The sequence below is a fragment of the Yoonia sp. 208BN28-4 genome, assembly GCF_037543925.1.
GTDB lineage: Bacteria > Pseudomonadota > Alphaproteobacteria > Rhodobacterales > Rhodobacteraceae > Yoonia.
On record NZ_JBBIFY010000003.1, the window covers coordinates 186,871 to 213,641 of the forward strand.

At 57.9% G+C, this 26,771-nt stretch carries 33 protein-coding genes; 14 read left to right on the top strand and 19 right to left on the bottom strand.

Annotated elements, in window-relative coordinates:
• Positions 1-207: 207 nt before the first annotated feature.
• The 3 genes from V8J84_RS11090 to V8J84_RS11100 are packed head-to-tail and all read right to left on the bottom strand — an operon-like array spanning position 208 to position 2,180.
• Positions 208-1,371 carry an FAD-binding domain-containing protein gene (locus V8J84_RS11090; RefSeq protein ID WP_339931072.1) on the bottom strand — a complete coding sequence of 388 codons (1,164 nt, stop codon included), beginning with the start codon at positions 1,369-1,371 and terminating at the stop codon, positions 208-210.
• A 30-nt stretch (positions 1,372-1,401) separates the two neighbouring features.
• Positions 1,402-1,854 (bottom strand): SRPBCC domain-containing protein, encoded by a 453-nt coding sequence (locus V8J84_RS11095; RefSeq protein WP_339931074.1) that lies wholly within the window; start codon positions 1,852-1,854, stop codon positions 1,402-1,404.
• Positions 1,851-2,180 carry an ArsR/SmtB family transcription factor gene (locus V8J84_RS11100; RefSeq protein ID WP_339931076.1) on the bottom strand — a complete coding sequence of 110 codons (330 nt, stop codon included), beginning with the start codon at positions 2,178-2,180 and terminating at the stop codon, positions 1,851-1,853. The genes V8J84_RS11095 and V8J84_RS11100 overlap by 4 nt, the downstream gene beginning before the upstream one ends.
• Positions 2,181-2,332: 152 nt before the next feature.
• Between V8J84_RS11100 and V8J84_RS11105 the strand changes: the two genes are divergently transcribed.
• The 6 genes from V8J84_RS11105 (at position 2,333) to V8J84_RS11130 (ending at position 6,039) form a co-directional block, all read left to right on the top strand.
• The gene (locus V8J84_RS11105; RefSeq protein ID WP_339931078.1) at positions 2,333-2,959 is read left to right on the top strand and encodes an ATP-dependent Clp protease proteolytic subunit; all 627 of its coding nucleotides are present in this window, start codon (positions 2,333-2,335) and stop codon (positions 2,957-2,959) included.
• A 149-nt stretch (positions 2,960-3,108) separates the two neighbouring features.
• Positions 3,109-4,377: an ATP-dependent Clp protease ATP-binding subunit ClpX gene (gene clpX / locus V8J84_RS11110; protein WP_339931080.1), complete on the top strand. Its 1,269-nt coding sequence runs from the start codon at positions 3,109-3,111 to the stop codon at positions 4,375-4,377.
• Complete coding sequence (locus V8J84_RS11115) at positions 4,377-4,751, top strand: RidA family protein (protein WP_339931082.1); 375 nt, start codon at positions 4,377-4,379, stop codon at positions 4,749-4,751. The genes clpX and V8J84_RS11115 overlap by 1 nt, the downstream gene beginning before the upstream one ends.
• A gap of 87 nt (positions 4,752-4,838) precedes the next feature.
• A complete protein-coding gene (locus V8J84_RS11120; protein ID WP_339931084.1) occupies positions 4,839-5,222 on the top strand; it encodes an NADH:ubiquinone oxidoreductase subunit NDUFA12 in 384 nt (127 codons plus the stop codon).
• A gap of 11 nt (positions 5,223-5,233) precedes the next feature.
• Positions 5,234-5,686, top strand: coding sequence for an outer membrane lipid asymmetry maintenance protein MlaD (gene mlaD / locus V8J84_RS11125; protein WP_339931086.1), 453 nt, complete (start codon positions 5,234-5,236; stop codon positions 5,684-5,686).
• On the top strand, positions 5,683-6,039 hold the full coding sequence (locus V8J84_RS11130; RefSeq protein WP_339931088.1) for a DUF2155 domain-containing protein: 357 nt from the start codon (positions 5,683-5,685) through the stop codon (positions 6,037-6,039). The genes mlaD and V8J84_RS11130 overlap by 4 nt, the downstream gene beginning before the upstream one ends.
• Here the strand turns inward: V8J84_RS11130 and aat are convergent.
• From aat to V8J84_RS11175, 9 genes are all read right to left on the bottom strand, one after another.
• Positions 6,003-6,656, bottom strand: coding sequence for a leucyl/phenylalanyl-tRNA--protein transferase (gene aat / locus V8J84_RS11135; protein ID WP_339931090.1), 654 nt, complete (start codon positions 6,654-6,656; stop codon positions 6,003-6,005). The two genes, V8J84_RS11130 and aat, sit on opposite strands and share 37 nt — an antisense overlap.
• Before the next feature lie 12 nt (positions 6,657-6,668).
• Positions 6,669-8,015 carry an acetyl-CoA carboxylase biotin carboxylase subunit gene (gene accC, locus V8J84_RS11140; RefSeq protein WP_339931092.1) on the bottom strand — a complete coding sequence of 449 codons (1,347 nt, stop codon included), beginning with the start codon at positions 8,013-8,015 and terminating at the stop codon, positions 6,669-6,671.
• A gap of 12 nt (positions 8,016-8,027) precedes the next feature.
• Positions 8,028-8,528, bottom strand: a complete 501-nt coding sequence (gene accB / locus V8J84_RS11145) for an acetyl-CoA carboxylase biotin carboxyl carrier protein (RefSeq protein WP_339931094.1) — start codon at positions 8,526-8,528, stop codon at positions 8,028-8,030.
• Positions 8,529-8,671: 143 nt separating this feature from the next.
• Entirely contained in the window at positions 8,672-8,953 is a 282-nt protein-coding gene (locus V8J84_RS11150) for a hypothetical protein (RefSeq protein ID WP_339931096.1), read from the bottom strand.
• 120 nt (positions 8,954-9,073) lie between these two features.
• Complete coding sequence (locus tag V8J84_RS11155; RefSeq protein WP_339931098.1) at positions 9,074-9,823, bottom strand: ABC transporter ATP-binding protein; 750 nt, start codon at positions 9,821-9,823, stop codon at positions 9,074-9,076.
• Between the two features lie 12 nt (positions 9,824-9,835).
• Entirely contained in the window at positions 9,836-10,594 is a 759-nt protein-coding gene (locus tag V8J84_RS11160) for an ABC transporter ATP-binding protein (protein ID WP_339931100.1), read from the bottom strand.
• A 12-nt stretch (positions 10,595-10,606) separates the two neighbouring features.
• Positions 10,607-11,833, bottom strand: a complete 1,227-nt coding sequence (locus tag V8J84_RS11165; protein ID WP_339931102.1) for a branched-chain amino acid ABC transporter permease — start codon at positions 11,831-11,833, stop codon at positions 10,607-10,609.
• Positions 11,834-11,836: 3 nt separating this feature from the next.
• Positions 11,837-12,868 (bottom strand): branched-chain amino acid ABC transporter permease, encoded by a 1,032-nt coding sequence (locus tag V8J84_RS11170; RefSeq protein ID WP_339931104.1) that lies wholly within the window; start codon positions 12,866-12,868, stop codon positions 11,837-11,839.
• Between the two features lie 122 nt (positions 12,869-12,990).
• On the bottom strand, positions 12,991-14,337 hold the full coding sequence (locus V8J84_RS11175; RefSeq protein ID WP_339931106.1) for a substrate-binding protein: 1,347 nt from the start codon (positions 14,335-14,337) through the stop codon (positions 12,991-12,993).
• Positions 14,338-14,559: 222 nt separating this feature from the next.
• Here V8J84_RS11175 and V8J84_RS11180 point away from each other — a divergent pair, with 222 nt between their 5' ends.
• The 5 genes from V8J84_RS11180 (at position 14,560) to V8J84_RS11200 (ending at position 20,330) form a co-directional block, all read left to right on the top strand.
• Positions 14,560-15,846 (top strand): short-chain fatty acyl-CoA regulator family protein, encoded by a 1,287-nt coding sequence (locus V8J84_RS11180; RefSeq protein ID WP_339931108.1) that lies wholly within the window; start codon positions 14,560-14,562, stop codon positions 15,844-15,846.
• Positions 15,847-15,948: 102 nt separating this feature from the next.
• Positions 15,949-16,320 carry a response regulator transcription factor gene (locus tag V8J84_RS11185; protein ID WP_339931110.1) on the top strand — a complete coding sequence of 124 codons (372 nt, stop codon included), beginning with the start codon at positions 15,949-15,951 and terminating at the stop codon, positions 16,318-16,320.
• Between the two features lie 74 nt (positions 16,321-16,394).
• On the top strand, positions 16,395-16,586 hold the full coding sequence (locus V8J84_RS11190) for a hypothetical protein (RefSeq protein ID WP_339931112.1): 192 nt from the start codon (positions 16,395-16,397) through the stop codon (positions 16,584-16,586).
• Positions 16,583-19,297 carry an ATP-binding protein gene (locus V8J84_RS11195; RefSeq protein WP_339931114.1) on the top strand — a complete coding sequence of 905 codons (2,715 nt, stop codon included), beginning with the start codon at positions 16,583-16,585 and terminating at the stop codon, positions 19,295-19,297. Before V8J84_RS11190 ends, V8J84_RS11195 begins: the two co-directional genes overlap by 4 nt.
• 64 nt (positions 19,298-19,361) lie before the next feature.
• Positions 19,362-20,330, top strand: coding sequence for a flagellar motor switch protein FliM (locus V8J84_RS11200; protein WP_339931116.1), 969 nt, complete (start codon positions 19,362-19,364; stop codon positions 20,328-20,330).
• 4 nt (positions 20,331-20,334) lie between these two features.
• Here the strand turns inward: V8J84_RS11200 and V8J84_RS11205 are convergent, their stop codons facing one another.
• The 4 genes from V8J84_RS11205 to V8J84_RS11220 are packed head-to-tail and all read right to left on the bottom strand — an operon-like array spanning position 20,335 to position 22,521.
• On the bottom strand, positions 20,335-20,766 hold the full coding sequence (locus V8J84_RS11205) for a TIGR01244 family sulfur transferase (protein ID WP_339931118.1): 432 nt from the start codon (positions 20,764-20,766) through the stop codon (positions 20,335-20,337).
• 9 nt (positions 20,767-20,775) lie between these two features.
• Complete coding sequence (locus V8J84_RS11210) at positions 20,776-21,207, bottom strand: DUF6691 family protein (RefSeq protein ID WP_339931120.1); 432 nt, start codon at positions 21,205-21,207, stop codon at positions 20,776-20,778.
• Entirely contained in the window at positions 21,207-21,632 is a 426-nt protein-coding gene (locus tag V8J84_RS11215; RefSeq protein ID WP_339931122.1) for a YeeE/YedE family protein, read from the bottom strand. The genes V8J84_RS11210 and V8J84_RS11215 overlap by 1 nt, the downstream gene beginning before the upstream one ends.
• 25 nt (positions 21,633-21,657) lie before the next feature.
• A complete protein-coding gene (locus tag V8J84_RS11220) occupies positions 21,658-22,521 on the bottom strand; it encodes an MBL fold metallo-hydrolase (protein WP_339931124.1) in 864 nt (287 codons plus the stop codon).
• Between the two features lie 86 nt (positions 22,522-22,607).
• On the opposite strand from V8J84_RS11220, the gene V8J84_RS11225 reads away from it, so the two are divergent.
• Entirely contained in the window at positions 22,608-22,919 is a 312-nt protein-coding gene (locus V8J84_RS11225; RefSeq protein WP_339931126.1) for an ArsR/SmtB family transcription factor, read from the top strand.
• Here V8J84_RS11225 and V8J84_RS11230 read toward each other — a convergent pair.
• Positions 22,916-24,136 (bottom strand): acyl-CoA dehydrogenase family protein, encoded by a 1,221-nt coding sequence (locus V8J84_RS11230; RefSeq protein WP_339931128.1) that lies wholly within the window; start codon positions 24,134-24,136, stop codon positions 22,916-22,918. The two genes, V8J84_RS11225 and V8J84_RS11230, sit on opposite strands and share 4 nt — an antisense overlap.
• Positions 24,137-24,232: 96 nt before the next feature.
• Between V8J84_RS11230 and V8J84_RS11235 the strand changes: the two genes are divergently transcribed.
• The gene (locus V8J84_RS11235) at positions 24,233-25,270 is read left to right on the top strand and encodes a phosphotransferase (RefSeq protein WP_339931130.1); all 1,038 of its coding nucleotides are present in this window, start codon (positions 24,233-24,235) and stop codon (positions 25,268-25,270) included.
• On the opposite strand, the gene V8J84_RS11240 is transcribed toward V8J84_RS11235, so the two are convergent.
• A complete protein-coding gene (locus V8J84_RS11240) occupies positions 25,267-25,482 on the bottom strand; it encodes a hypothetical protein (RefSeq protein WP_339931132.1) in 216 nt (71 codons plus the stop codon). The genes V8J84_RS11235 and V8J84_RS11240 overlap by 4 nt on opposite strands.
• A 117-nt stretch (positions 25,483-25,599) precedes the next feature.
• On the opposite strand from V8J84_RS11240, the gene V8J84_RS11245 reads away from it, so the two are divergent.
• A complete protein-coding gene (locus V8J84_RS11245; protein ID WP_339931134.1) occupies positions 25,600-25,851 on the top strand; it encodes a DUF2312 domain-containing protein in 252 nt (83 codons plus the stop codon).
• A 2-nt stretch (positions 25,852-25,853) separates the two neighbouring features.
• Here V8J84_RS11245 and V8J84_RS11250 read toward each other — a convergent pair whose 3' ends face one another.
• Positions 25,854-26,729 (bottom strand): hypothetical protein, encoded by an 876-nt coding sequence (locus V8J84_RS11250; protein WP_339931136.1) that lies wholly within the window; start codon positions 26,727-26,729, stop codon positions 25,854-25,856.
• Positions 26,730-26,771: the final 42 nt, after the last annotated feature.

Here is a 26,771-nt window from a genome sequence, read left to right on the forward strand (position 1 = left end):
TCTAGCCACGTGACATGGCTTAAGTTTGGATCAATCAGGTCGGAAATAAGTTGAAAAGACCGAATTTTATATAAGTTTTTCGATATTTGTCAGTGCGTTAGGGGGCGGTGCCCCATTGTTGCCGCATTTGCACGCCTGACGTGTAGAGCCGCGATGCAACAAGCGCTGATCCACCTGCGCTTAGATTGCACGCTTGCGCGGTCAAGATCACAACCGTGAAACAAGGTCAGGAATGTGCTTTTTGAACGGGAAGAATCCTTTGGTGGCATGCGGCCATGCATCCTTGTCGTAACCACGTAGAATGCGCACGAGAGTGATCCCGTTTGAGGTCAGTTCGGGTGCGGCCTTGTCCAGCCAGTCCTGTACGGGACCGACAGGCGCATAGGGCGTGACAAGCTGCGTGATCCCCTCATTTTTTGCCCATGCGATCAAATCGTTGACCGATGAAATGACAGGTGTGGCGGGGGACGCATCTTGCGCTAAAGAACGGCGGAAATCGACGACGCTGGCCGCTGTTTTGAGGGGGCCGTGCGACAAGTCCGGATCAAGGATGACGCTGGGCAGATCGCCCATCCCGTTGACGCAAAAACTGGCCGACAAATCGTCGTGATGGACCAACAGTCCGGACATTTTGTCGCGGTCCAAATGATCGCTTTGTGGCACGTCGCGCGGGGCAGGCGCGTCTGATCCGGACAGCGCATTTGCATGCGAGGCAAGCCCTTTGGGCTGGAACCTGCCGTCTGTGTATTTTGCGATGTTGCTGGGGGTCGCAAGATACGTTTTGCCCTTTGTTTGAAGACCAGAAACCCAGCGCCAAGACAGGGTGTTCGAAGCTGGATCACCGTCCAGCAGATGGCGCAGAAAGAAATCCGCCCCCAGCGCCCAAGGCAGGCGCAGCGTAAAAACCCAGATCGACGCAAACCACATGCGGGCATGATTGTGCAGGTAGCCGGTGTCAGCCAGTTCCCTGGCCCAGTGATCAAAGCAGTCGATCCCCGTGTCGCCCTTGCACGCAGCCTCCCACTCCTGACGAAGACCGCTTTCGGTCTGCAGGCGATTGTAGGCGGCGTGTAGGTCGGCCTGATACCACTGCCAGACAGCGGGCCGCATTTCGAGCCAGCCTTTCCAGTAGGTGCGCCAAAACACCTCTGAAACGAACTTTTCGGCGGCTTGGGACGAATGGGTGTCCAAAACGGCGGTGACGACCTCGGCCTCGGTCAGGGCGCGGTGTCTGACGTAAGGCGACAACACAGACACATGCGGATGGGCGGGTAGGTCAAAATTGCGCAAGCGGGCATAATTCGATCCGGCAAGCGGGACAAAATCGGCCAGACGGGCGCGCGCGGCGGAGAGGGTAGGTTCTGCTATCATGCGCGACAGGTAATGCAGCGCGCGCGGCCTTCAAGCTGGGGTATGAACCTGCGTGACGGCGCTACAATAACATCCCAGCACCATGTTCCATCCGGTCAGATAGCTGCGACTGACGGCATCGGCTGTGTCGCCAAGAATGTCAAAGCCGCCGTGCGTCAGATCAACCACGCACCCGTCAGCGCCGGGCTTGAAGGACACTGTGACAACTGTCGCCTCGTCCTCTGACCGGCCCGGATGCCAAGAAAACGCGGCGTATTTGCCGTCTTCCCAACCAATGATTGTGCCCCAGATATGCTCTGACCCATCGGGTCCACGTTCGATAAGCAGACCGTTTTTGTGCGGTTCAACGGTCAGGCGGGCGGATTTCCCGCTGACAGAATGGCTTTCTAGCGGCCACCACCTTGCGATATCCGCAAAAAAGAGGCGAAACGCATCCTCGGGGGACAGCGGGACAGTGACGGTTTTGGCAATCGGGGTCATCATGTGGTGTTGTCCTTACTTTTTTGTGCCGCAATATCGCGGGCTGCCTTTTCGAATGCGCCCAACGCGTCGTCCCACAGGCCATCCAGATAGCGGCGCAGGTCATCAATGCCTGTCGGCGCAATGGCGTAAAACCTGCGATTTCCTTGTGCGGTCACGGTCAGCAGTCCCGCATCGGACAGCACGCGCAGGTGCTGGCTGACGGCAGGGCGGCTGACGGGAAGGGCGTCGGCCAGCTTGCCAACAGGTTGGGGGCCCGTGCGCAAACACTCTAGAATTGCGCGCCGTGTGGGGTCAGCCAATGCGTCTATTGTGTATTGGTAAGTCATGACTTACCGTAAGTTGTGGCTTACCTAAAAGTCAAGCGTGTCGTCCGCTGACGCCGCGTGCCCTTGAAGCCCCTGACAGGCAACACTAAGACTCTGTCAGGATAATTATTGTAATGACGCGCTGACGCGTCCCCCGATTGAGGCAGAATTCAATGCAAGACCCCGTCGAGACCTATATGAACCTTGTGCCCATGGTTGTTGAACAGACAGCCCGTGGTGAGCGTGCCTACGATATTTTCTCGCGTCTGCTGAAAGAGCGGATCGTGTTCGTTAACGGCCCGATCCACGACGGCATGAGCCAGCTTGTCGTGGCGCAACTGCTGCACCTTGAGGCCGAGAACCCCAAGAAAGAGATCAGCATGTACATCAACAGCCCTGGTGGTGCCGTGCACTCGGGGATGAGCATTTATGACACCATGCAGTACATCCGCCCCAAGGTCAGCACGCTGATCTGCGGCATGGCGGCCTCGATGGGGTCGGTGATCGCTGTGGGTGGTGAAAAGGGAATGCGTTTTTCTTTGCCCAACTCCGAAGTGATGGTGCACCAGCCATCGGGCGGTGCGCAGGGCATGGCATCAGACATTCTGATCCGCGCCAACCACATCGAACAGACCCGCGAGCGGATGTACAAACTTTACATGAACCACACCGGCCAGACCAAGAAAGAGGTCGAAAAAGCGCTGGATCGTGACAAGTGGATGACACCCGAAGAAGCCAAGGATTGGGGCCATATCGACGAGATCGTGGCCAACCGTCCGAAAGCTGACGACGACGCCTAAAACCTGACGTGACCGCTGCGGCGTTTCGCTGCGGTCACGATCCCTCACAGCGTGGCATTTTCACGTTGTGGCCCGCACCAGCCTGTCCTAGTGTTTAGGGCAATCAAACCCGACGCGCAGATTAATGACCGAACGGTCAGGGGAACGACATGGCGAACAGCACCAGCAACGATAGCAAAAACACGCTTTATTGCAGCTTTTGTGGCAAGAGCCAGCACGAGGTGCGCAAGCTGATTGCTGGTCCAACGGTGTTTATCTGTGACGAATGCGTTGAGCTTTGCATGGATATCATCCGTGAAGAGACCAAATCAGCTGGCCTGAAAGCAGGCGAGGGTGTTCCGACACCGACAGAGATTTGTCAGGTGCTTGATGATTATGTGATCGGTCAGGTCCACGCCAAACGCGTGCTGTCCGTGGCTGTGCACAACCACTATAAGCGCCTGAACCACGCCGAAAAATCCGACATCGAACTGGCGAAGTCGAACATCATGCTGATCGGCCCCACAGGCTGCGGCAAAACGCTGCTGGCGCAAACGCTGGCGCGTATTCTGGATGTGCCGTTTACGATGGCCGATGCCACCACACTGACCGAAGCGGGTTATGTGGGTGAAGATGTCGAGAACATCATCCTGAAGCTGTTGCAGGCGTCCGAATACAATGTCGAGCGCGCGCAGCGCGGCATCGTCTATATCGACGAGGTCGATAAGATCACCCGCAAGTCCGATAACCCGTCGATCACGCGCGATGTGTCGGGCGAGGGTGTGCAGCAGGCGCTGTTGAAGATCATGGAAGGCACAGTCGCCTCCGTGCCGCCGCAGGGCGGGCGCAAGCATCCGCAGCAGGAATTCCTGCAAGTTGACACCACGAACATCCTGTTCATCTGTGGCGGTGCTTTTGCAGGTCTCGACAAGATCATCAGCCAGCGTGGCAAAGGGTCAGGCATGGGCTTTGGCGCCGACGTTCGTGAAAACGATGATCGCGGCGTGGGCGAGGTGTTTACCGATCTTGAGCCGGAAGACCTGCTGAAGTTTGGTCTGATCCCTGAGTTTGTAGGCCGTCTGCCGGTGATCGCGACGCTGACCGATCTGGACGAAGACGCGCTGATCACGATCCTGTCGAAGCCAAAGAATGCACTGGTGAAGCAATACCAGCGCCTGTTTGAGCTGGAAGACACCAAGCTGACCTTTACCGATGACGCGATGACGGCCATCGCCAAGCGCGCGATTGAGCGCAAGACGGGTGCGCGCGGCTTGCGGTCAATCATGGAAGATATTCTGCTGGATACGATGTTCGACCTGCCTGGGATGGACACCGTGACCGAAGTTGTTGTGAACGAAGAGGCCGTGGGCGGCGATGCTGCCCCGCTGATGATCCACGACGACAAGAAAAAGCAGAAAGAACCGGCCGAGGCCAGCTAATGCATCCGCGCCGCTATAAATCAGGCGGCGTGTTTGAAGATAAAGTCGGATACGCCCGCGCTGTTGTCGCGGGCGGTTTCGTTTTTGTATCGGGCTGCGTGGCCCCCGGTGATGATGTGCCAGAGGATGTAACGGACCAATGTGCTGCCGCATTGGAGCTGATCCGCCGCTCGCTTGAACAGGCAGGTAGCGACATGGCCCGTGTTGTGCGCGTCACCTATATGCTGCCAAATCCGGATGATTTCGAACCCTGCTGGCCGCTTTTGAAAGCCGCCTTCGGGGACCATCCACCTGCGGCGACAATGATCTCATGCGACTTGATCCATCCCCGCTACAAGATCGAGATCGAGGTTACGGCGCTACTTATCGCATAGCGGGTGATGCGCGGAATGTAGCATGCCCACTGGACCTTTGCGCGCGTTTGGGGCATCACCACATCACAGCTAAACCGGAGACGTCCCATGGGCATTGGTCGCACAATCAAACGCATTTTCACATGGTGGGATGGCCAGACATTTGGCACCCAGCTTTGGACATGGCGCAAGGGCGAAAAAGTCGGTGAAGATGCGCAAGGTAACGTGTTTTACACCAACAGCGAAGGCACACGCCGCTGGGTGATCTACAACGGCGATATCGAAGCATCGCGCATTGATCCTGACTGGCACGGCTGGTTGCACCACACATGGGACGAACCGCCAACGGACAAGCCTGTGACGCATAAGGTCTGGGAAAAGCCGCATCAGCAAAACCTGACCGGCACAGCATTGGCCTATGCGCCCGCAGGATCGCTGCGCCGCGTCGATCCAAAGCCCGCCAGCGATTATGAGGCGTGGTCCCCCGAATAGGACATACCGCGATGCGCGAAAACACGACAGAAGTGATCGTCGGTGGCGTTGTTCTGGCAGCGGCGATCGGGTTTGGTGTTTTTGCAGCACAGGCAGCCGGATTGGGCAGTGGCGGCGGGACATATCCACTGACAGCCAGCTTTCGCTCCGTCGAAGGTGTGACCGCTGGCACGGATGTGAAACTGGCAGGCGTCAAAATCGGGACGGTCACAGCTATCACGCTGAACCCGCAAAGCTTTCGGGGTGACACGACCTTGGCCGTCCAGGACGGTGTGATGATCCCCAATGATAGCGCAGTTGTTATCGCGTCCGAGGGGCTGCTTGGTGGCAACTTCATCGAGATCGTGCCGGGTGGATCGCTGGATAACTTTGCACCAGACGACGAAATCGAAGACACGCAAGGCGCTATCAGCCTGATTTCGCTCTTGCTGAAATTTGTAACCGGTGAAGGTGACGGGCAATGATGAAAGCTGTGGCGATCTGTTTAGCGATGTTGCCTATGGCGTCGGTTGCGCAGCAGGCTACCTCCGGTTCTGGCGGTGATTTGCGCATTCTGGACAAGGTGAATGGTGAGGTGACCGATCTCACAATGGCGGTCGGCGAAAGCAGACGTGTCGGCCATTTGAACATCACAATGGAAGACTGCCGTTATCCCAGCGCGAACCCGTCTGGCGACGCCTTTGCCGCGTTGAACATCTGGTATCGCGACGACAATGCGCCCGTGTTCACAGGCTGGTTGGTTGCGTCATCGCCCGCGCTTTATGCGATGGAGCATCCGCGTTACGACGTTTGGGTATTGCGCTGTAGCACGTCCTGAGCGGACGGCACCGCCCCTTGGGCATGAAATGCAGCCGGCTGCGCAATCGCGCGCGACAACAGCTTTTGATACTGGGGCCGCGTGATCTCAATCGCCCCAAGTGACGCCAGATGCGCTGTGATGAATTGCGTATCAAACAGCATAAAACCACCCGCACGAAGCCTGTCCACCAAATAGGCCAGCGCAACCTTTGATGCGTCGCGCCGTGTGCTGAACATGCTTTCACCGAAAAAAGCGGCTCCGATCACAACACCGTAAACGCCACCCACCAGTTCATTCTGATCCCACACTTCAATGGAATGGGCGGTCTTGCGGCGATGCAGGGTTTGGTAAAGCGCAAAAATAGGTGCGTTGATCCATGTTTCTTCGCGATCCGCACAGCCCGCAACCACCTCGGGAAACGCTGTATCAAACGTGATGCTGAACCGCTCCTTACGGATCACCTTGGCCAAACTGCGCGAAATGTGAAAACCGTCCAGCGGCATGACACCGCGATAGCGGGGATCGACCCAGAATACGTCCGGATTGTCGCGGCTTTCGGACATTGGAAAAACACCGCTGCGATAAGCTGCCAGCAATAGCTCTGGTGTCAGCAGCGGTGTTTCGTCCTTAGGCAACGTGCATCGCCACTATGACAGGTTTTCTTCCAGCCAATGTTCCAGCCAGTGGATGTTGTAGTCGCCGGTCTGTACCGCTTTCTCAGCCAGCAGCGCGTGGAACAGTGGCACCGTTGTATCGACGCCATCGACGATCAGCTCGCCCAAGGCGCGGCCAAGGCGGGCCAATGCTTCAGGTCTGTCGCGGCCATGCACGATCAGTTTGCCAATCAGGCTGTCGTAGTAAGGCGGGATGCGGTAGCCATCGTAAAGCGCACTGTCCATCCGAACGCCAAGCCCGCCGGGGGCGTGATATTGCGTGATGGTGCCGGGGCAGGGTGCAAAGTTCGGCAGCTTTTCCGCGTTGATCCGCACTTCGATCGCGTGCCCGTTGATCTTCAGATCATCTTGCGTGAACGACATCGGCAGGCCAGAGGCCACGCGCAGCTGTTCGCGAACCAGATCGACGCCAAAGATGCCTTCGGTCACAGGGTGTTCGACCTGCAAACGGGTGTTCATTTCGATGAAGTAGAACTCGTCGTTTTCAAACAGGAATTCGATGGTGCCGGCGCCGATATAGTTGATCTTGGCGACAGCGTCCGCGCAGACCTTGCCGATCCGGTCACGCAATTCTGGCGTGATGCAGGGGCCGGGTGCCTCTTCGAATACTTTCTGGTGGCGACGTTGCAGCGAACAATCCCGTTCGCCCAAGTGGACCGCGTTGCCTTTGCCATCGCCAAACACCTGAATTTCGATGTGACGGGGCGTGGTCAGGTATTTCTCGATATAGACTTCGTCATTGCCGAACGCGGCCTTACCCTCTGCACGGGCAGAGTGGAACGCGCTTTCCATATCCGCAGCTGTCTGGGCCACCTTCATGCCGCGGCCACCGCCGCCAGCTGTCGCTTTGATGATAACGGGGTAACCGACTTCTTCGCCGATCCGCTGCGCGTCCTTCAACGTCGGCACGCCGCCGTCTGAGCCGGGGACGCAGGGCACGCCAAGCGCCTTCATCGTGTCTTTCGCGGTGATCTTGTCGCCCATGACGCGGATGTGTTCCGCTGTCGGGCCGATAAACGTCAGGCTGTGATCCTCGACCGCCTGCACGAACGCTGCGTTTTCCGACAAGAAGCCGTAGCCGGGGTGGATCGCCTGCGCGCCAGTGATTTCGCAGGCGGACAGAATCGCGGGAAACGACAGATAGGATTGTGCGGATGACGGCGGGCCGATGCAGATCGCCTCGTCGGCCATGCGCACATGCATCGCGTCGCTATCGGCGGTGGAATGGACCGCGACGGATTTGACACCCATCTCGCGGCAGGCCCGCACAACACGCAGGGCAATTTCACCACGGTTGGCGATCAGGATTTTATCGAACATGGGTAGCGCCCCCTATTCGATGATCATCAGAGGTGCGCCAAACTCGACCGGCCCACCGTCTTCGACAAGGATACGTTTGATCGTGCCGGACCGCGGAGCGGGGATCTGGTTCATTGTTTTCATGGCTTCGATGATGAGGAGCGTTTCGCCTTCTTTCACCGTTTTGCCGACTGAGGAAAAATCTGCCGCACCGGGTTCCGGTGCCATGTAGACCGTGCCGACCATTGGTGAGGTGACAGCGCCGGGATGGCCTGATGGGTCATCGTTGCCGGGAGCGGGGGCCGCTGGGGCCGCGGCGGCTGCAGCTGGTGCCGCAGCAGGGGCGGGGGCTGGCGCTGGTGCGGCCTGCACGTGAGCGGCCACTTGCATCTGACGGCTGACGCGGACGTTCAGGCTATCGTCTTTGCCGTACTCACGATTGACCTCAAGCTCTGTCAGGTCATTTTCGCGCAAAAGTTCGGCCAATGCCTGAATGAATGTGACATCACCGTCGTGCGAAGTTTTGTTGCTCATTGTGTCCGCTACCCAATTATTCCTGTTGATCGGGGCTTACCGACCAACCCATTGCAGCGGTTATAGGCCAAACCCGCACGGGTGAAAAGCGGCGCTGCGCGGGGAAAGTGCAGATTGCTGACCCAAGGGCAGGTGTGGGCTGCCTAGGGCGTGTCTGTGCGGTCTGTGGGACCATGTGGCAGCATGCTGACGCCATAGGGTTTGAGGGTGCGTTCCACAGGCGTCACCGCGTCGGCCATTGTCTGGGGCATGCGGGATTTGTTGACCTCTGCAACAGGGGTCATGCTGGCGGGCACGGGGAGCGGAATATCAGGGATGCTGGACCGGGCAAGGGCCGCTGCATCAGCGGTCGGGCGCGAGTCGGCGCGGATGACCGGCTGCGGTTGCTGTGTGGGCGCAGAAAGAAGCGCGGCTTGGCTTTCCATTTCAACCTCCATTGCGAAATGCCATGAGTTACAGGACAAATATTCGCCGCAATGATTACCGAAATGTAAAATTCCGGCGCCATGGACGCCGGAATCGTTTGTGTTGGTTAATCGCAGGCGTCAGATGGCGAGGTATTTCGCGCGCAGCTCTTCGTCATCAAGCACTTCCTTAGCGGACCCGTCATACACCACCGTTCCGGTATCAAGGATCACGGCGCGGTCAGCCAGTTTGAGCGCGGCAACAGCGTTTTGTTCCACGATAACTGTCGTAATGCCTTGGTCACGAATGATATTCAGCGTCTTTGCAATCTCTTGCACGATCACTGGTGCAAGGCCTTCATAGGGCTCGTCTAGCAGAAGCACTTTGATGTCGCGGGCCAGTGCGCGGGCGATAGCCAGCATCTGCTGCTCACCACCTGACAGGGTGACGCCCTCTTGTTTGCGGCGTTCACCAAGGCGCGGGAAAAGCTCGTAGATGCGCTCAAGCGACCAGCCGATCGGGGGCGCGATTTGCGCCAGTTCAAGATTTTCCTCAACCGTCAGGCCAGGGATAATGCGGCGATCTTCGGGCACCAGCGCGATGCCTGCCTGTGCGGCCTCGTGGCTTTTCATCTGGTGCAGGGGCTTGTGGTCCAGCCAGATCTCACCATGTTTAAGCGCCGGATCATCCAGCCGAGCGATGGTGCGCAGCGTTGATGTTTTACCCGCACCGTTACGGCCCAGAAGCGCGAGAATCTCGCCTTCGTGGATGTTAAAGCTCACGTTTTGGACGATGTAGCTTTCGCCGTAATACGCTTCGATTTCCCACACGCTCAGAAAGGCAGGGTGGGTGGCCGCGTTATTGGCATTTTTGTTGAATGGAGCGTTCATAATCCTGCGTCCTTATACCTGTGCTTCGCCAAGATAGGCTTCGCGCACCTTGGGATGGCCCTTGATGTTCTCGGGCGTTTCCTCGACCAGCGGCGTGCCTTGGGCCAGCACGGTGATCCGCTCGGCCAGTGAAAAGACGACGTGCATGTCATGCTCGATGATGGCCATGGTGATATCGCGCTTTTCCTTGATCTCTTTGAGCAGGTCGATCGTGTTGTTGGTGTCCGCACGCGCCATGCCCGCTGTGGGTTCGTCCAGCAGCAAAAGGCGTGGTTCCTGCACAAGACACATCGCCATCTCAAGGCGGCGTTTGTCACCACGCGACAGCGAGGAGGCTATCATGTGGCGTTTGTCTTGCATGTTTACATCCTCAAGGATCGCCTCGGCCATCTCGTGGATATCTTTTTCCGCACCAACGCTTTCAATGGCATGCATGCGGAACGCGCCGTCACGCTTGGCAAAGCAGGGGATCATCACGTTTTCGAACACGGTTAGGTCGGCAAAAATCTCGGGCGTTTGGAACACGCGGGAAATGCCCATCTGGTTGATCTCGAACGGTTTGCGCCCCAGCACGGACTGGCCATCAAACATGACCGATCCGCTATCGGGGATCAGCTTGCCGACCAATACGTTTAGGAGGGTGGATTTACCGGCCCCGTTCGGGCCGATAATCGCGTGCACTGTGTTTTCGGCCACGCTCAGGTTCACATCACCCAAGGCTTGCAGACCACCAAAGCGTTTATTGACGCCTTTGACTTCTAGGATACCCATATCATCAGTTCCTTATTCTGCAGGAGTGTTGCGTTGTTTGGCGGCAGCCGCTTCGGCATCGGCCGATTTGCGATCACGGCGGCGGAAGGCACCACCGATCTTTTCGCCAAGCTGCATCAGGCCACCGGGCAGGAAGATCACCACGGCCATGAACACGACGCCAAGCGTCAGGTGCCAGCCTTTGCCCACGAAGGGATAAAGGATGTTGACCAGCAGGTTGTCGAGCCATTCCGGCATGAAGGCGAACCAGCCATGCAGGATGTCGGAGTTGATCTTGGAGACGATGTTTTCAAGATACTTGATCACACCGGCACCCAGCACTGGACCGACAAGCGTTCCGACACCACCAAGGATGGCCATGACGACAATCTCGCCCGAGGCTGTCCAGAACATACGCTCTGCACCTGTCAGCGGATCCATCGCGGCCAGCAGGCCACCGGCCAGACCGGCATACATGCCAGAGATCACAAAAGCGGCCAGCATGTAGGGCTTGGTGTTCAGACCGGTGTAGTTCATCCGGGTCTGGTTCGATTTGATCGCCCGCAGCATCATGCCCATTGGGGAACGGAAGATGCGGATCGACAGGTAGAAGCCAAGTATCATGAACAGGGCGGACAGGTAGTAGCCGTTCTGGAAGATAAACTCCCAGCCGCCGACTTCCCAAGTGAACGCGCTGTTCATCTCAAGACCGAAGAGGTGCGGCACGTTTGGTGCATTTTCGCCCTGCAGGTATTGCGGATCGTCATTGTAGACCTGCAAGCCGGTTTCGCCGTTGGTGATGACGGTGCCCAGCATCTTACCCACAAGGTCGGAGTAGGCGATGGAATACATCATCTGTGCAAAGGCCAGCGTCAGGATCGAAAAGTAGATGCCGGACCGGCGCAGCGCCACATAGCCGATGACCACCGAGAAGAGGCCCGCGACGATGACCGACAGGATGATGGCCGGGACGATGTTGTAGCTGAGCAGCTTGAACATCCAGACCGCTGCGAACGAACCCACACCCAGAAAAGCGGCGTGACCGAACGACAGGTAGCCTGTCAGACCAAAGAGGATGTTAAACCCGATCACCAGCAATCCGAAGATCACGAAGCGTTGCATCAGGGCAGGGTAGCCTGCGTTGAAGCTCTCACCCAGCGTGCTTGCCACGGGGAAGGGGTTGAGCAGGATCGGTGCCAGTAGGCACAGGGCGACGACGAACAAGAAGAGTTTGAAGTCGCGGGAGTTGAGACCGAGCATTGCTTATTCCTCCATGACACCCTTGCGACCCATCAGGCCACGTGGGCGGGTCAGCAAGATGATGATAGCGACAAGATAGATGATGATTTGGTCGATGCCGGGGATGATGGCTTTGACCTCGTTCATGGATGCGAACGATTGCAGGATACCCAGCAGGAAGCCCGCAGCGACAGCACCGGGCAGGGAGCCCATGCCGCCAACCACGACGACCACAAAGGACAGCACAAGGAAGTCCATACCGATGTTATAGTGGGGTGACAGGATCGGTGTGTACATCACACCGGCCAGACCAGCGACAGCCGCCGCAAGGCCGAACATCAGCGTAAACCGCTTATCGATGTCGATGCCCAGCATGCCAACCGTTTCACGATCCGCCATACCGGCGCGGACAACCATGCCGAAGGTCGTGAATTGCAGGAAGGCAAAGACCGCAGCGATGATGACCATCGAGAACAGGAAGTAGACCAAGCGCCATGTAGGGTACGCAATCGTATTGGCCTCAAAGCCCATGAAGCTGCCCATATCGACAGTGCCCACGAACATGGACGGCATCGGTGTCTGGATCGGGTTGGCGCCGTAGAAGGCTTTGATGATCTCGCCGATCACGATGGCCAGACCGAATGTCACAAGGATTTGGTCGGCGTGGGGGCGCTTGTAGAAGTGCTTGATCAGGCCGCGCTCCATCACAAATCCCACAAGGAACATGACGGGGATCACCAGCAGGATCGAAAGTGGAACCGACCAGTCTTGAATGGCCGCGCCCAATTCGGGGCCGAACCATGTCTGGACGTAAGGCACATCAACCTTCAGGGGGTTGCCCAGAAAGTCGGTCTGCGTTTCGTCAATGACCGTGGATGACAGGCTCAGGAAGCGCTGCATCGTGACCGCGCAGAATGCGCCGATCATGAAAAGCGCGCCGTGCGCAAAGTTGACGACACCCAAGGTGCCGAAGATCAGCGTCAGACCAAGAGCAATCAACGCATAAGCGGAGCCCTTGTCCAAGCCGTTGAGAATTTGAAGGATAAAAGCGTCCATGACCCCTGCCTTTTCGTGACCTTAACCAGTCCGGTGCCGGAAACCGGCAGCGATTGCCCTGTTTTTGCAGGGCGGGGTGGACCGGCGCGTGATGCGCCGGTCCGGTTTTCAAGTATTTACGCTTACGCGCCTGGGTTACACTCGCCCAGATCGCCACCGGCGAACATGGGGTGATCGGGTGCGTACTCGACCTGTGCACGTGGTGTAACTTCCACGATTTCCAGTGTGTCGAATGCGTTTGTCGGGTTCTCGTTACCCTTCATGACCAGCACGTCTTTGAAGCACTGGTGGTCGGCGCCACGGTAGAATGTTTCACCGTTGCCCATACCGTCGAAAGTGAAGTCCTCAAGAGCCTCAACAACGCCGCATGGGTTGAATGTGCCGGCACGTGTGACAGCATCCGCATAAAGCAGTGTCTGCACGTAGCATGTGTGCGCCGCACCGGATGGTGGGAAGCCGTACTTTTCGCCAAAGGACTTAACAAAGGCTTGTGTGCCCGCGTCCTGCAGCTGCCAGTTCCAGTTCATCGAACCGAACACGCCCTGAATGTTGGAACCCGCACCAGCGGCCATCAGCTCAGAGTAAAGTGGCACGATGATCGTGAAGTCTTTACCGTTGACCTGCTTGTCGCGCAGACCGAACTGGATCGCCTGTGTCAGCGAGTTGACCATGTCCCCACCGTAGTGGTTCAGGATCAGCGTATCGGCACCGGAGTTCAGAACAGGCGCGATGTAGGACGAGAAGTCACCGGCACCAACTGGTGTCAGGACGTTCTGGTTTGTTGTCCAGCCCAGAGCTTCGGTTGCAGTCTGGATCGATTCCTGCTGCGTCCAGCCCCATGTATAGTCAGCTGTCAGGTGGTAGGCGTTACGCTCGTTACCGTATTCTGCTTCCAGAACCGGACCCAAGGCAGCACCTGACATGTAACCGTTGAAGAAGTGACGGAAGCCGTTGGCTTTTTTGTCCTTACCGGTTGTGTCGTTGGAGTGTGTCAGACCAGCCATGAAGATCACGCCAGCTTCCTGACACAGACCCTGCACAGCAATAGCAACGCCCGAGGACGAGCCGCCGTTGATCATGATGCATTCGTCTTTCTGGATCATGGACTGTGCGGATGCACGTGCCACGTCAGATTTCGTCTGCGTATCACCTGTGACGAATTCAACCTTCTTGCCCAGGATACCTGTGCCGTCGAGGTTCTTTTCGGAGAAGGTGTTCAGCATGCCGCCGTCACCCATACCGTTGAGGTGCTCAACAGCAAGTTCCTGTGCGCGCAGCTCGTCCAGACCTTCTTCGGCGTATGGGCCGGTCTGTGGCACGTTGAAGCCGATTTTAACGGTGCTGCCTTGTGGCGCGTTAGTAAAGCCGCTGTGGCCGTCCGCGCGCAGATACGTCGGCAGAGCAAGACCGGCGCTGGCAATAGCGCCTGTCTTCAGCACGCCACGACGCGAGAAGTTGGATGTGGACATTAGTATCCTCCCTTAGTGTGAAGTACTGCGCGGGGCCTCCTCACCACGTGCAGCCTGCACCTTTGCGATGCTCTTTTACTGTCGGGGGGAATGGTCATTTCACCAACATGGCAATGGCGTGGGTGGACTTTTTTGTAAACTATTGCACAGTAGGGGTGTAAATGTTGTCAATCGACATGTTTTGTGCGTCTCAGGCGCTTGATACCATTGAAGGAAATGACCATGGCCCATCATGCCGCAACAGGTTCGCGCATCCGCGACAGACGGATGGATCAGGGGATCAGGCAGGCTGATCTGGCGCAGGGCGTGGGTATTTCACCATCCTACCTGAACCTGATCGAACACAATAAGCGCAGAATCGGAGGCAAGCTGCTGACCGATCTGGCCCGTGCGCTGGATATTGATGCGGGCATGCTGACCGATGGCGCTGACCTGGCGCTGGTTGACCAGTTGCGCAGCGCCGCTGCAGAACACGAAACCGCGCAGGCCGAGGTTGACCGGATCGAGGAATGGGTCGCCCGCTACCCCGGTTGGGCTGCCGTGATGGACCATCAGGCCCGCAGGATCGCGCAGCTTGAAACACAGGTGCGCAACATGTCGGATCGCATGGCCCATGATCCGCAGCTTGCGTCTGCCTTGCACGATGTGATTTCGGCTGTGACATCCATCCGGTCAACCGCAGGTATCCTTGTGGACGATGATCGCATTGATCGTGACTGGCAGCAGCGGTTTCACCGCAATATCCACGACGAAAGCGTTCGTCTGGCCGAAGAAAGTGAGGCGTTGATCGCCTATTTGGATGCACCGAAAGCCGAACTGGCCCATCGGCAATCGCCCTTTGAGGAGGCGTCAGCGCATCTGGGCCGGACCGGCTTTCGCGTGCCGGAGCTTGAAGCAGACCCCGACGCCGATACGACTGCCTTGGCAAAGGGCATCGCCTTGTCGTCCGCTGCACAGATCCTTCTGGCGCAGTGGTTTGACGTTTATGCCAGCCTGATCCGGCAAATGCCTCTGGCCCCATTTGCGAAAGCTGCACACGCCTGTGGCCACGATCCGCTGACGCTGAGCCAGACGTTCGGCGCGCGGCTTGTTGATGTCCTCAAACGGCTTGCATCGCTCCCAGTTGAGGATGGTCATCCGCCGATGGCGCTTGTCAGCTGTGACGCGGCGGGGGTTACGACATTCCTCAAGCCTGCCGCCGGTTTTACACAGGCGCGGCAGGGCGGAAATTGCCCGCTTTGGCCGCTCTATCAGGCGTTGACGCAACCCGGTCAGGTGATCCGCGCCGATGTAGTTCTGCCAGACAGCGCGGCCTCGCGTTTTCTGTGCTTTGCGGCAACAGATCAGGGGCCAATTTCCGGCTATGACGCCGCCCCTTTATTGCAGGCGACGATGCTGGTGTTTCCCGATCCGCCGCAGACGGGCCTTATCCCAAGACCCGTGGGGCTGACGTGCCGGATTTGCCCGCGGGAAGGGTGCGCGGCGCGACGAGAGCCTGCGGTGGCCTGATCTCTTTGACACATCGCGCAAAAGCACCGTAATCTTTGCGCAGGACACGATGGGTCGGTGGGACGGACGACGCATCTGATGGCCAAGCGGGGGAGACGCTGAATGGGAAAACGGGTTTTGCTGATCGAGGATGAGCCAAACATCATCGAAGCAATCAGCTTTATTCTGTCGCGGGATGGCTGGACGGTGCACATCCACGAAGATGGGGCAACGGCAATGGACAAGGTCCGCGCCACGCCACCTGACATGATTATTCTTGATGTCATGCTGCCGGGGCGCAGCGGCTTTGACATTCTGCGCGATGTCCGAGCCGAACCGGACATGACCGATTTGCCCGTGATGATGCTGACCGCCAGAGGGCAGACCAAAGACCGCGAACTGGCCGAAAGGCTGGGGGCCACACGGTATGTCACCAAGCCGTTTTCAAACACCGATATCCGCGATCAGGTCCGCGATCTGATTGAAGGCACCTGATGCCCCCCGCTGGCCCCGTTTTTCTGGCACGCGCATCTTATAGGCAGCGACGGCTTCGCGATGGTATCCGTATGATGCCCATGTTTGGGATTGTGGCATGGATGGTCCCGCTTTTGTCTTCGGGGCAGGCGCTGACGGGGCGCATCGGGCTTTATATTTTCGGGGTCTGGATAGTGCTGATCGTGCTGTCCGCATTGATCACTTCGCGTATGTCGCGCGATGCGGACGCGCCGGACGGCACGGCACTAACGGACGATAGCGTATGAGCGTCGGCATCAATCTGATTGTTGTGGTGTCGCTGGTTTATGTGGCATTTCTCTTTGTCATTGCCTTCATGGCTGAACGCAGCGCTGCAAGAGGCGAAAATGCGTGGCTGCAATCGCCGCTGATCTACACCCTGTCGCTGTCGATCTACTGCACCGCATGGACGTTTTACGGCGCTGTCGGATACGCCGCGCGCTCGGGCTTGGAATTTGTCACGATCTATCTTGGGCCCACACTGGTCCTGCTGGGGTGGTGGTGGATATTGCGCCGCCTTGTGCGGATCGGGCGGGCGCAGCGGATCACGTCCATCGCCGACCTGATTTCAAGCCGGTTTGGCAAGTCCACTGCGCTGGGCATGATCGTGACGTTGATGGCCGTTGTCGCCGCAACGCCATACATCGCGCTGCAATTGCAGTCGGTCACACTGTCTTTTGCGGTCTTTGCCCAGCAGGACAACCTGACATGGGCGACCGATGATCTGAATGCAGCCGCGATCTGGGTGGCCGTTGGCTTGGCTATTTTCACAGTCATTTTCGGCACCCGCAATCTGGATGCCAACGAACGCCACAGCGGTATCGTCATCGCCATCGCGGCCGAGGCGATTGTGAAGCTTTTTGCACTGGTCGCGGTGGGCGCGTTTGTGGTGTGGGGGCTGGCTGGCGGACCGCAGGCCACGCTTGATCTGATTGATGCCTCGCCCATTTCTGACTGGCAGCAAAGCGGCGGGCGTTGGGCCACGCTGATTTTCTTGTCGGCTGCAGCCTTTATCTGCCTGCCGCGGATGTTTCAGGTGCTGGTTGTTGAAAACACCAACGAACGAAACCTTGGCGTCGCAAGCTGGGCCTTTCCGCTTTATCTGATGGCAATGTCGCTTTTTGTCCTGCCGATTGCGGTGGTGGGGCTTAATATCATGCCTGCCAATACGAACCCCGACCTCTTTGTGCTGACCATTCCGCTTAGCCAAGGGCAGGAAGGATTGGCGATGCTATCTTTTCTGGGCGGGTTTTCGTCGGCCACATCTATGGTGATCGTGGCGACCATTGCGTTGGCAACCATGGTCTCAAACCATATCGTGGCTCCGATCTGGTTGAATGCCCGCACTGAAGGCGCGTCAATCTCTGGCGATGTGCGCAAGGTGATCGTGCTGGCTCGTAGGCTGTCGGTGGCAGGGATCTTGGCACTTGGCTATTTGTACTTCCGGCTGAGCGGTGGCGGTGCTGCCCTTGCCGCGATTGGCCTTGTGTCGTTCAGCGGTGCGGTGCAGGTGCTTCCGGCGTTGATCGGCGGCATATTCTGGCGGGCATCCACACGTATCGGCGCGGCCTGTGGCCTGATGACTGGCTTTGCAGTCTGGCTATGGACACTGTTCCTGCCGTCATTTGGCGTTGATGCGGCGCTCTCATCATCGGTGATGATGAATGGTCCGTTCGGCATCGGGTGGTTGCGCCCGCAAGCATTGTTCGGGATCGAAGGGATTGATCCGCTTGTGCATGGCTTGGTCTGGTCCATCCTGCTGAACGCGGCTGCCTTCTTTGTCGGGTCTGTCTTAAGTTTTCCAACCCCGTTGGAGCGTCTTCAGGGTGCGCAGTTCGTCAATGTGTTTGAACATTCAAACAATGCGCAAACATGGTCCGGTAATGCGGCAAGGGCCGAAGATCTGCTAATTATGGCGCAGCGCATCATTGGTCCGAACGAGGCGCAGCAGTTGTTTCAAACCGAAAGCACAAAGCAGGGCAAGCAAGGCTATCTGCCTGATGTGACGCCAGATTTTGTCAACGGCTTGGAAAAGGAACTGGCCGGATCGGTGGGGGCGGCAACAGCGCATGCCATGATCGGGCAGTTGACCGAAGGCGCAACGGTATCTGTCGAAGACCTGATCGCTGTGGCCGACGAAGCGGCCCAGATTGTCGAATACTCCAACCAGCTTGAGGCCAAGTCCGCCGAGCAGGATCGCACCGCACGCGCCTTGCGCGAGGCCAACAAGAAACTGACTGCGCTGTCTGTGCAAAAGGATGCTTTTCTCAGCCAGATCAGCCACGAACTGCGCACGCCGATGACGTCGATCAGATCTTTTTCTGAAATTTTGCGCGATGGCGGTATGGCTGACCAATCGCACGCACGCTTTGCCGGTATCATCCATGACGAGGCGGTCCGCCTGACGCGGCTGCTTGATGACCTTCTTGATCTCGCGGTGCTTGAAAACGGACAGGTCACGCTGCACCAGCAAACGGGCAGTCTTGATGATCTGATCGACCGGTCAATTGCGGCGTCCGGCGTGCCAACGGGCACGATGCAGATCATCAAGACGGGCGGTGCAGCCGAGATTTCGGTGACAAGCGATCTGGACCGTCTGGCGCAGGTTTTCATCAACCTGATCACCAACGCCCGCAAATACTGCGCTGCCGTCCGTCCGACGCTCACAATCGCGGTTGAGGCCAAGCGACATGAGCTAACCATTGATTTCATCGACAACGGTGATGGTATTCCGGCGGATGATCACGCTGTTATCTTTGAGAAATTCGCCCGCCTGACCGATGAAGGCAAAGCGGGAAGCGCGGGGCTGGGTCTTGCCATCTGCCGCGAGATCATGGAGCGGATCGGTGGCACTATCACCTATCTGCCAGGGCAGGGAGGTGCTGCCTTCAGGGTGACATTGCCCGCCACGGCATTTGACGAAATCCCGCAATCTTCATCTTTGTTAGCAGGTCAGTAACCCATTTTTGCGATGTGTGCAGGTGACAGAGCCTCAGACTGTGCAAGGGATACAGGCGCCACCGATGACTGATCAGAACAGCCTATCTGTGTTGCAACGCATGACGCAAAAGGCAGCACAGGTCCCACAGGACGTGCCGCTGACGTCGTCGCGTGCGGTGCGCGTCGCCGTGACGCGTGCTGCGGACATTGCCGAAGGGCTGACCGTCAATGTGCAGGGATTGCAGGAAAAGGTGGTGGGTCACGACGGTATCGCCGATGCGATCGAACCGGACTGGCTGATTATCGGATTGCACCGTGACGCGGCGCTGGTTGGTTTGATCGGGGCCAGCCCTGATCTGCGCAGCGCCGTTCTGGAAATGCAAACGACAGGAGCCATTGGCGACAGCGCCGCCGATGATCGGGCACCCACAAACACTGATGCCATGTTGATGACGCCGTTCTTGGCGACCGTCCTAAAACAGCTGGCAATAACGACACCGCGCACCGATTTGGATGGATGGACCGACGGTGTCTGCGTTGATGCGCGCGTGTCGTCCGCGCGATCTGCCGGTCTGGGGATGGAGGATTGCGACTACCGCGTGATCCGCCTGACAGTTGACCTTGGCGCCGGTGAAAGGGAAGGGGCGTTGGCGCTGCTCCTACCAGCCGGCCCGCGTGCCATTGTCGAACTGGTCACGCCCGCAACCGGTATCCCGTGGGACCCGGGATTTCGCAAGGCGGTGTCTGGCGCATCTGCCAGTCTGACAGCGGTTCTACACGAAATGGATATGCCGCTTTCTGTGGTGGACGGATTTCAGGTCGGGCAGGTGCTGTCGCTGCCGGGCTGCACGCTGACATCTGTGTCACTGACCGATCCGAACGGGCGCGTCGCTGCCAAGGCGCAATTGGGCCAGTATGCAGGCATGAGGGCTGTGAAACTGACCCTTGGCCACCAGATCGAGATGTCGGAGATTCAGGCGCGCCCCAACCGGAGCGATATGATGATCGCGCCCGCAGCTGATGCGGACGCCATCGCGCCAAACACAGGTTAGATCATTAGCCTTTGCTTGCGGCGATCTGTTCAATCTGGCCATGAAGGCCGCGCAGATCGTATCCGCATTTGGCGGTCGCGGCGATAATATCGTCTGGCGCCATATCGCCGGCCTGACCCAGCGACCACACAATCGATGACCGCGTGCCAGAAGCGCAGTAGGCCAGCACGGGCCCCTCTGAATTATCCAATGCGCTGCGTTGGCTCGCCACAATGTCCAGCGTCAGGCTCATATGCGTCACTGGCAGAACGACAAACTGCAAACCGGCATTTCTGGCGGCCTCTTCCATGACACTGGCGTGATGGGACGGCGGATTTTCCGCGTCGGGCCGATTGCAGATAACCGTGGTAAAGCCAGCCTGCGCGATTGCTTCCATATCTTCGGGGTCAATTTGCGGGCTGACCGCGTAGTCGGGTGTAATTTGACGTATTTCCATGTTCGTGACCTATGCTGCCTGCGCTGCGCCGTCCAGATAGCCTTTGGCGCGGGGTGCCACGACCATACCGGCGACCATGGCGATCAGGAATACGATACCACCAATGCCGCCAAACGAAAGCGATGCAACGGCGGGACCGGGGCACAGGCCGGACAAAGCCCAGCCCATCCCGAAAAAGATCGACCCCACGGCAAGGTTCGCGCTGATTTTCGGGTCGGGTGGCGTGGGAAACGTGCCGCCCAAAACAGGGGTGCGCGCTTGGGTAAAGCGCCAAGCAATCGCCATCGGGATAATCGCGCCGCCCATCACAAAGGCCAGCGTCGGGTCCCAATCGCCAAAGATATCAAGCCAGCCTTGCACCTTGGTCGTGTCCGTCATGCCCGAAAGCAAAAGACCGGCACCAAAAAGCCCGCCCACAATAAATGCGACAATCGCTCTCATCAGATCAGTCCCCAGATGTGGCGGGCCAGCAGCATCGTGACCGCCCCCGCACCAATGTAGAAAAGCGTGGCGACGATGCCGCGCAGCGACAAACGGCTGATGCCGCATACACCGTGACCGGATGTGCAGCCGTTGGCCATGCGTGTGCCAACCCCGACCAAAAGCCCCGCGATGACAAGCACGGCCATATTGCCGGTCAGATGTGTTTCTGCACCACCCATCGCAAGCGCGATCAGTGCAGGCACGATGACGAGGCCCGCAAGCAACGCAAGCCGCTCAGTGCTTTGGTGGCGTCCTGTGCCGTCGATCAGGCCGCCAATCACGCCCGATGCCCCCATGATCCGCCCGTTAACGAGCAGAAACACAGCCGCAGCCGATCCGATCAGGGCGCCGCCAAGCAGCCCCCAAACCCATTCAATTTCCATTTTCAGTGATCCTTAAAGTAGGTGCCTAGAGTGTGTTGATTGGCACTTTGAAGTAGCTTGTTCCGTTGTCGTCAGGCTCTGGCATATTGCCTGCGCGCATGTTGGTCTGAAGGCTTGGCAGGATTAGGCGCGGCATGCCAAGTTTGGCATCGCGCTCGGTGCGCATGCTGACAAACTCCTCAAGCGGGCGACCCTCGCCAATGTGGACATTCAGCGCCTTTTGTTCGCCGACTGTCGTCTCCCACGCAAATTCGTCGCGGCCCGGTGCCTTATAGTCGTGGCCTACGAAAATGCGGGTTTCGTCGGGCAGGGACAGGATTTTCTGGATCGAGTTATAAAGATCGTCTGCCGATCCGCCGGGGAAGTCGCAGCGGGCCGTGCCGAAATCCGGCATGAAGAGCGTGTCGCCTACAAAAGCCGCATCGCCGATGACATAAGTCAGGCAAGCAGGCGTATGACCCGGCGTGTGCAACACGTCGCAGCGCATCTGGCCGATATGGATGCTGTCGCCTTCCTTGAAAAGCTGGTCGAACTGCGACCCGTCGCGCTGAAACCGTGTGCCTTCGTTGAAGATCTTGCCAAAGGTGTCCTGCACGACGGTGATCTGGTCACCGATCCCGATTTTGCCGCCAAGTTTTTCCTGGAGGTAAGGGGCTGCAGACAAATGGTCGGCATGCACATGGCTTTCAAGGATCCATGACACAGTCAGGCCTTCGGCTTTCACCCAATCGATGATGATGTCGGCGGAAGCTGTGCTGGTCCTGCCAGCCGCCTGATCGTAATCCAGAACACTGTCGATGATTGCACATGACGTGCCTGACGGGTCACGGACCACGTAGGACACGGTGTTGGTGGCATCATCAAAGAACGCTTTGACACTTGGTTGCATGGCGAATCTCCTTTGAGCACCAAGATAGGGGGATTTTAAAACATTTCAATATTGGAATGTGTTTGATTTTCTGCTATATCATTTTCATGGAAAACCTTGCTGACCCCATGGATGCAGCCGCCGAAGAAGCGGCGGATGTTCTGAAAGCCCTTTCAAATCCGCGCCGTCTGCGGCTGCTTTGCGCATTGGCGCCCGGTCCTATGACGGTGGGCGCGTTGGAGGACACGCTTGGCGCAAGCCAGTCCTATGTGTCAGGTCAGCTTTTGAAATTGCGGGCGGAGGGTCTTGTCGCCTGCCGCAAAGAGGGACGGACGGTTCATTACTACCTGTCCGACCCGCGCGTGCGGCCTGTGCTGGAACGTCTTTACGAGGTGTTTTGCCCCGAAACCGCCCGCTAGGCGCGATTGCCCATGTAGGGTTTCAGCTCTGCCCGTGCGACCTGCCTGCGATGGACCGCATCCGGCCCGTCTGCCAATCGCAATGTGCGCAAATGGGTCCACTGGCGCGCCAACGGGGTGTCCTGCGAAATGCCAGCAGCGCCAAACATCTGAACAGCTTGATCGGTGACTTTGAGCGCCACGGCAGGGGCCACCACCTTGATTTGTGAAATCCACGGCGCGGCGGCGCGTTTGTCACCCTGATCCATCATCCATGCAGCCTTCAGGCACAACAGGCGCGCCTGTTCGATCTCCATACGTGCTTCCGCGATGATATCGAAATTCGCGCCCAGTTGGGCCAGCGGTTTGCCAAAGGCCTCGCGCGCCGTGCTGCGCAGACACATCAATTCAAGCGCCTTTTCAGCCTGACCGATGGCCCGCATGCAGTGGTGAATACGCCCCGGCCCAAGGCGACCTTGCGCCACTTCAAAGCCGCGACCCTCTTCCAGAAGCAGGTTTTCGGCTGGGATGCGCACGTCATCGAACCGGATATGCATGTGGCCATGTGGCGCATCGTCGTGCCCATACACCTGCATTGCCCGCACCTTTGTAATGCCAGCGGTGTCGGCGGGGACCACAATCATGGAGTGACGCTGATGTTTTGGCGCGTCGTCGCTGGTGCGCACCATCACGATATAGACGGCGCAGCGTGGGTCCCCAGCACCGGTGGCCCACCATTTTTCGCCATTCAAAACATAGTCATCGCCATCGCGCTTGCACGAAAGGGCGATATTGGTGGCATCCGAACTCGCAACGTCAGGCTCTGTCATCAGATAGGCCGACCGGATGGTGCCGTTTTTCAATGGTTCCAGCCACTGCGATTGCATGGCGGGTGTGCCGTAGCGGGCGAAAACCTCCATGTTGCCGGTGTCGGGCGCATTGCAGTTGAAAACCTCTGCCGCGAGGTGCGACTTGCCCATTTGTTCGGCAAGATAGGCGTATTCCACTGTGGTCAGGCCGGTGCCACTGAACGTATCCCAGAAATTCCAAAGACCACGCTCGCGGGCCTTTGTTTTCAGACCTTCCAGAATATCAACCTGCTTATCGGTGAACTGCCATCTGTCGCCGATATCGACTTCGGCCAGAAACGTATCGTCAAGCGGTGTGATCTCATCGCGGACCATGGCGGTCACGGCATCCAGCACGGGGGCGAGGCGGGGGGTAATGCCAAGGTCCATATTCGGGCTCTCCTATTTGTGACGGTATCGTGCATTCACGCGAGGTCGTGTCAATCGGTGGTTGCCAGTGACGCGGCGCAAGGCCTTAATGTGGGCATGACAGATGCCGCACCCGGGCTGGGGATCAGCCACGCCGCCCTTAATGACTATCTGACCACGCACGTTCCTGATTTCGCAGGACTTTTGGATGTGCGCAAGTTTGATAAGGGGCAATCCAATCCGACCTATCTGATCACAGCCGACAGCGGGCCGCTTGTGTTGCGTAGCCAGCCTGCGGGACGGCTGCTGCCCTCGGCGCATCGCGTGGATCGGGAATACCGCGTAATGCGCGCGCTGGCGGATACCAAAGTGCCGGTGCCTTCGGTGCATTGTCTGGCCGATGCAGATACATCGCCATCAAGTCGGGCGTTTTACGTCATGGCGCATCTGGACGGGCGGATTTTCTGGGACCCGGCACTGCCTGATACTACGGATCGCGGTGGCATATATGATGCGATGAACACCGCTCTTGCGGCGTTACATGATGTCGATGTTGCTCAGGCGGGGCTGTCGGATTTTGGCAAGCCGGGAAATTACTACGCCCGCCAGCTTGAGAGGTGGGCGGGGCAATATCGCGCGAGCATCGATGAACCTCTGGCAGAGATGACCGCGCTTATCGACTGGCTGGAACAGGCGCTGCCGGAAGATGACGGTCAGGTTGCGCTTGTTCATGGCGACTACCGACTTGATAACATGATCTTTGCACCACAAGCTGCTGATATTATGGGTGTTCTGGACTGGGAGCTTTCCACGTTGGGGCATCCGATGGCGGATTTGTCCTATCAATGCATGCAGTGGCGATTGCCCAATCAGGGCGACATGCGCGGCTTGGGCGGCGTGGATCGCGCGGCGCTAGGATTGCCAACCGAAGCGGACTACGTGGCAGATTACATGCGCAAGCGTGGTTTAGGATCGATTGATAACTGGCCGTTTTACCTATGTTTTTCGTTCTTCAGACTGGCCGCAATCCTTGCTGGCGTGGCGGCACGCGCAAGGCAAGGTAATGCGTCAAATCCTGAAATGGCACGCAAATACGGACAGGCAGTCCCACAGCTTGCAGCGATGGCATTGGCGATCACTCGCGACGGGGCCTAGACTAGCATAATTCCCATAACCACGGTCATCAGCCCCAAGACTGACAAAAGCAGCGCGCCAAGGTTCACAGGCAGGATGCGGGACAGCCGCGCGCGCAAGGCATCGTCATCCAGTCCGGCGCGTCGCGCACGGGTCACGGCCACGATGCTATAGATGATCCCTGCAAAACCCAGCAGGGTCAGGGCTGCGCCGGTCCAGATCAATGCGTCCATAGTGCTCTCCTTTGGATGCAAGCCGCTTACCGCGGGTGCAGGATGCTGACAAGTCTTGCAGGGCAAAGCGGGGCAAGCTAGGACATCCGTTCAACCCTCCAGACAAGGATCGACATGATGAGCGATGTGACAGAAACTACAAGCGTAGCCGGACAGGAATTGCGCCAGTTCATCGAACGGTTCGAACGTCTTGAGGCCGAAAAGAAAGATATCGCAGACGCCCAGAAAGAGGTCATGGCAGAGGCCAAAGGCCGCGGTTATGACACCAAGGTCCTGCGCAAGGTGATCGCGATCCGCAAGCGCGACGCCAATGATCTGGCCGAGGAAGAGGCCGTTTTGGACATGTATAAAGCCGCGTTGGGCATGTAGCCTTACGGCTGCACGAAACTGACGCCGGGCATGGCCGCGATCATCTCGACGTCATTTTCATAGGCCAGTGACAGATCTTCGATCATGGCTTCGGTCACGCCGGGCATATCGATTTCTTCTTCGATCTCGTCGTCCAATGCGTATTTATCAAGGAAAGCGCCGATGATCCGGCGCTTTTGCGCTTCTGTCTGCGGGGGATGGGCGCGCATGTAGTTCAAAAAGCGGTTCAATCCCTGTTTGGACATGATCGCGGCCAACAGATCAAAGCCGCCGGTGATTTTCTGGTCCGGCAGCACGCCTGCCATCCGCCGGATCAGATCGGCCCAGATCAGCGGCGTATCTTCATTGCACCAAACTGTCAGATGCGACCGTGGCGCGACGTGCTGGATGCGTCGGACAATGTCCGACCAGCGGATATCTGACGGGTGCACACCCCGCATGAATTTATCCCACGTAGGGTGATCGGATTTGGCGAAAGCGGCTGGCACGAATGTCGCAGGATTGCGCAATGACAGGAAAATCTCGATGTCGTCTTCGACAAAGATGTCATGCAATGCACGGATTTTCGGCTCGGTCTGGGCGTAGAATGCGCCGTCCTCAAAAATACGGTTGGGCACGCAGATGAAGTTCTGGTTGCTTAGGACAAGCCGTTCCGTGGGTTCATCGTCAAGTATGGCATCCAGAAGGATGCTGCGCGTTTCTGGCGAGGGCTTTTGACCGTTCAGCCCCTGAATAGTTTCGCGGATCAGTCGCCGGTATTTGCCGGGCCCCGGAATTTTGACGCCATCGTCCGCAAACGTATCCGCGTTTTTCAGCATCGACTTCAACAGTCGGTCATCGTCCGTGCAATGCGCGCCGATATGATAGACGATTTCCATGGCTCTGCCGCTTTTGTTATTGTTACTTTGTCGCATCATAGT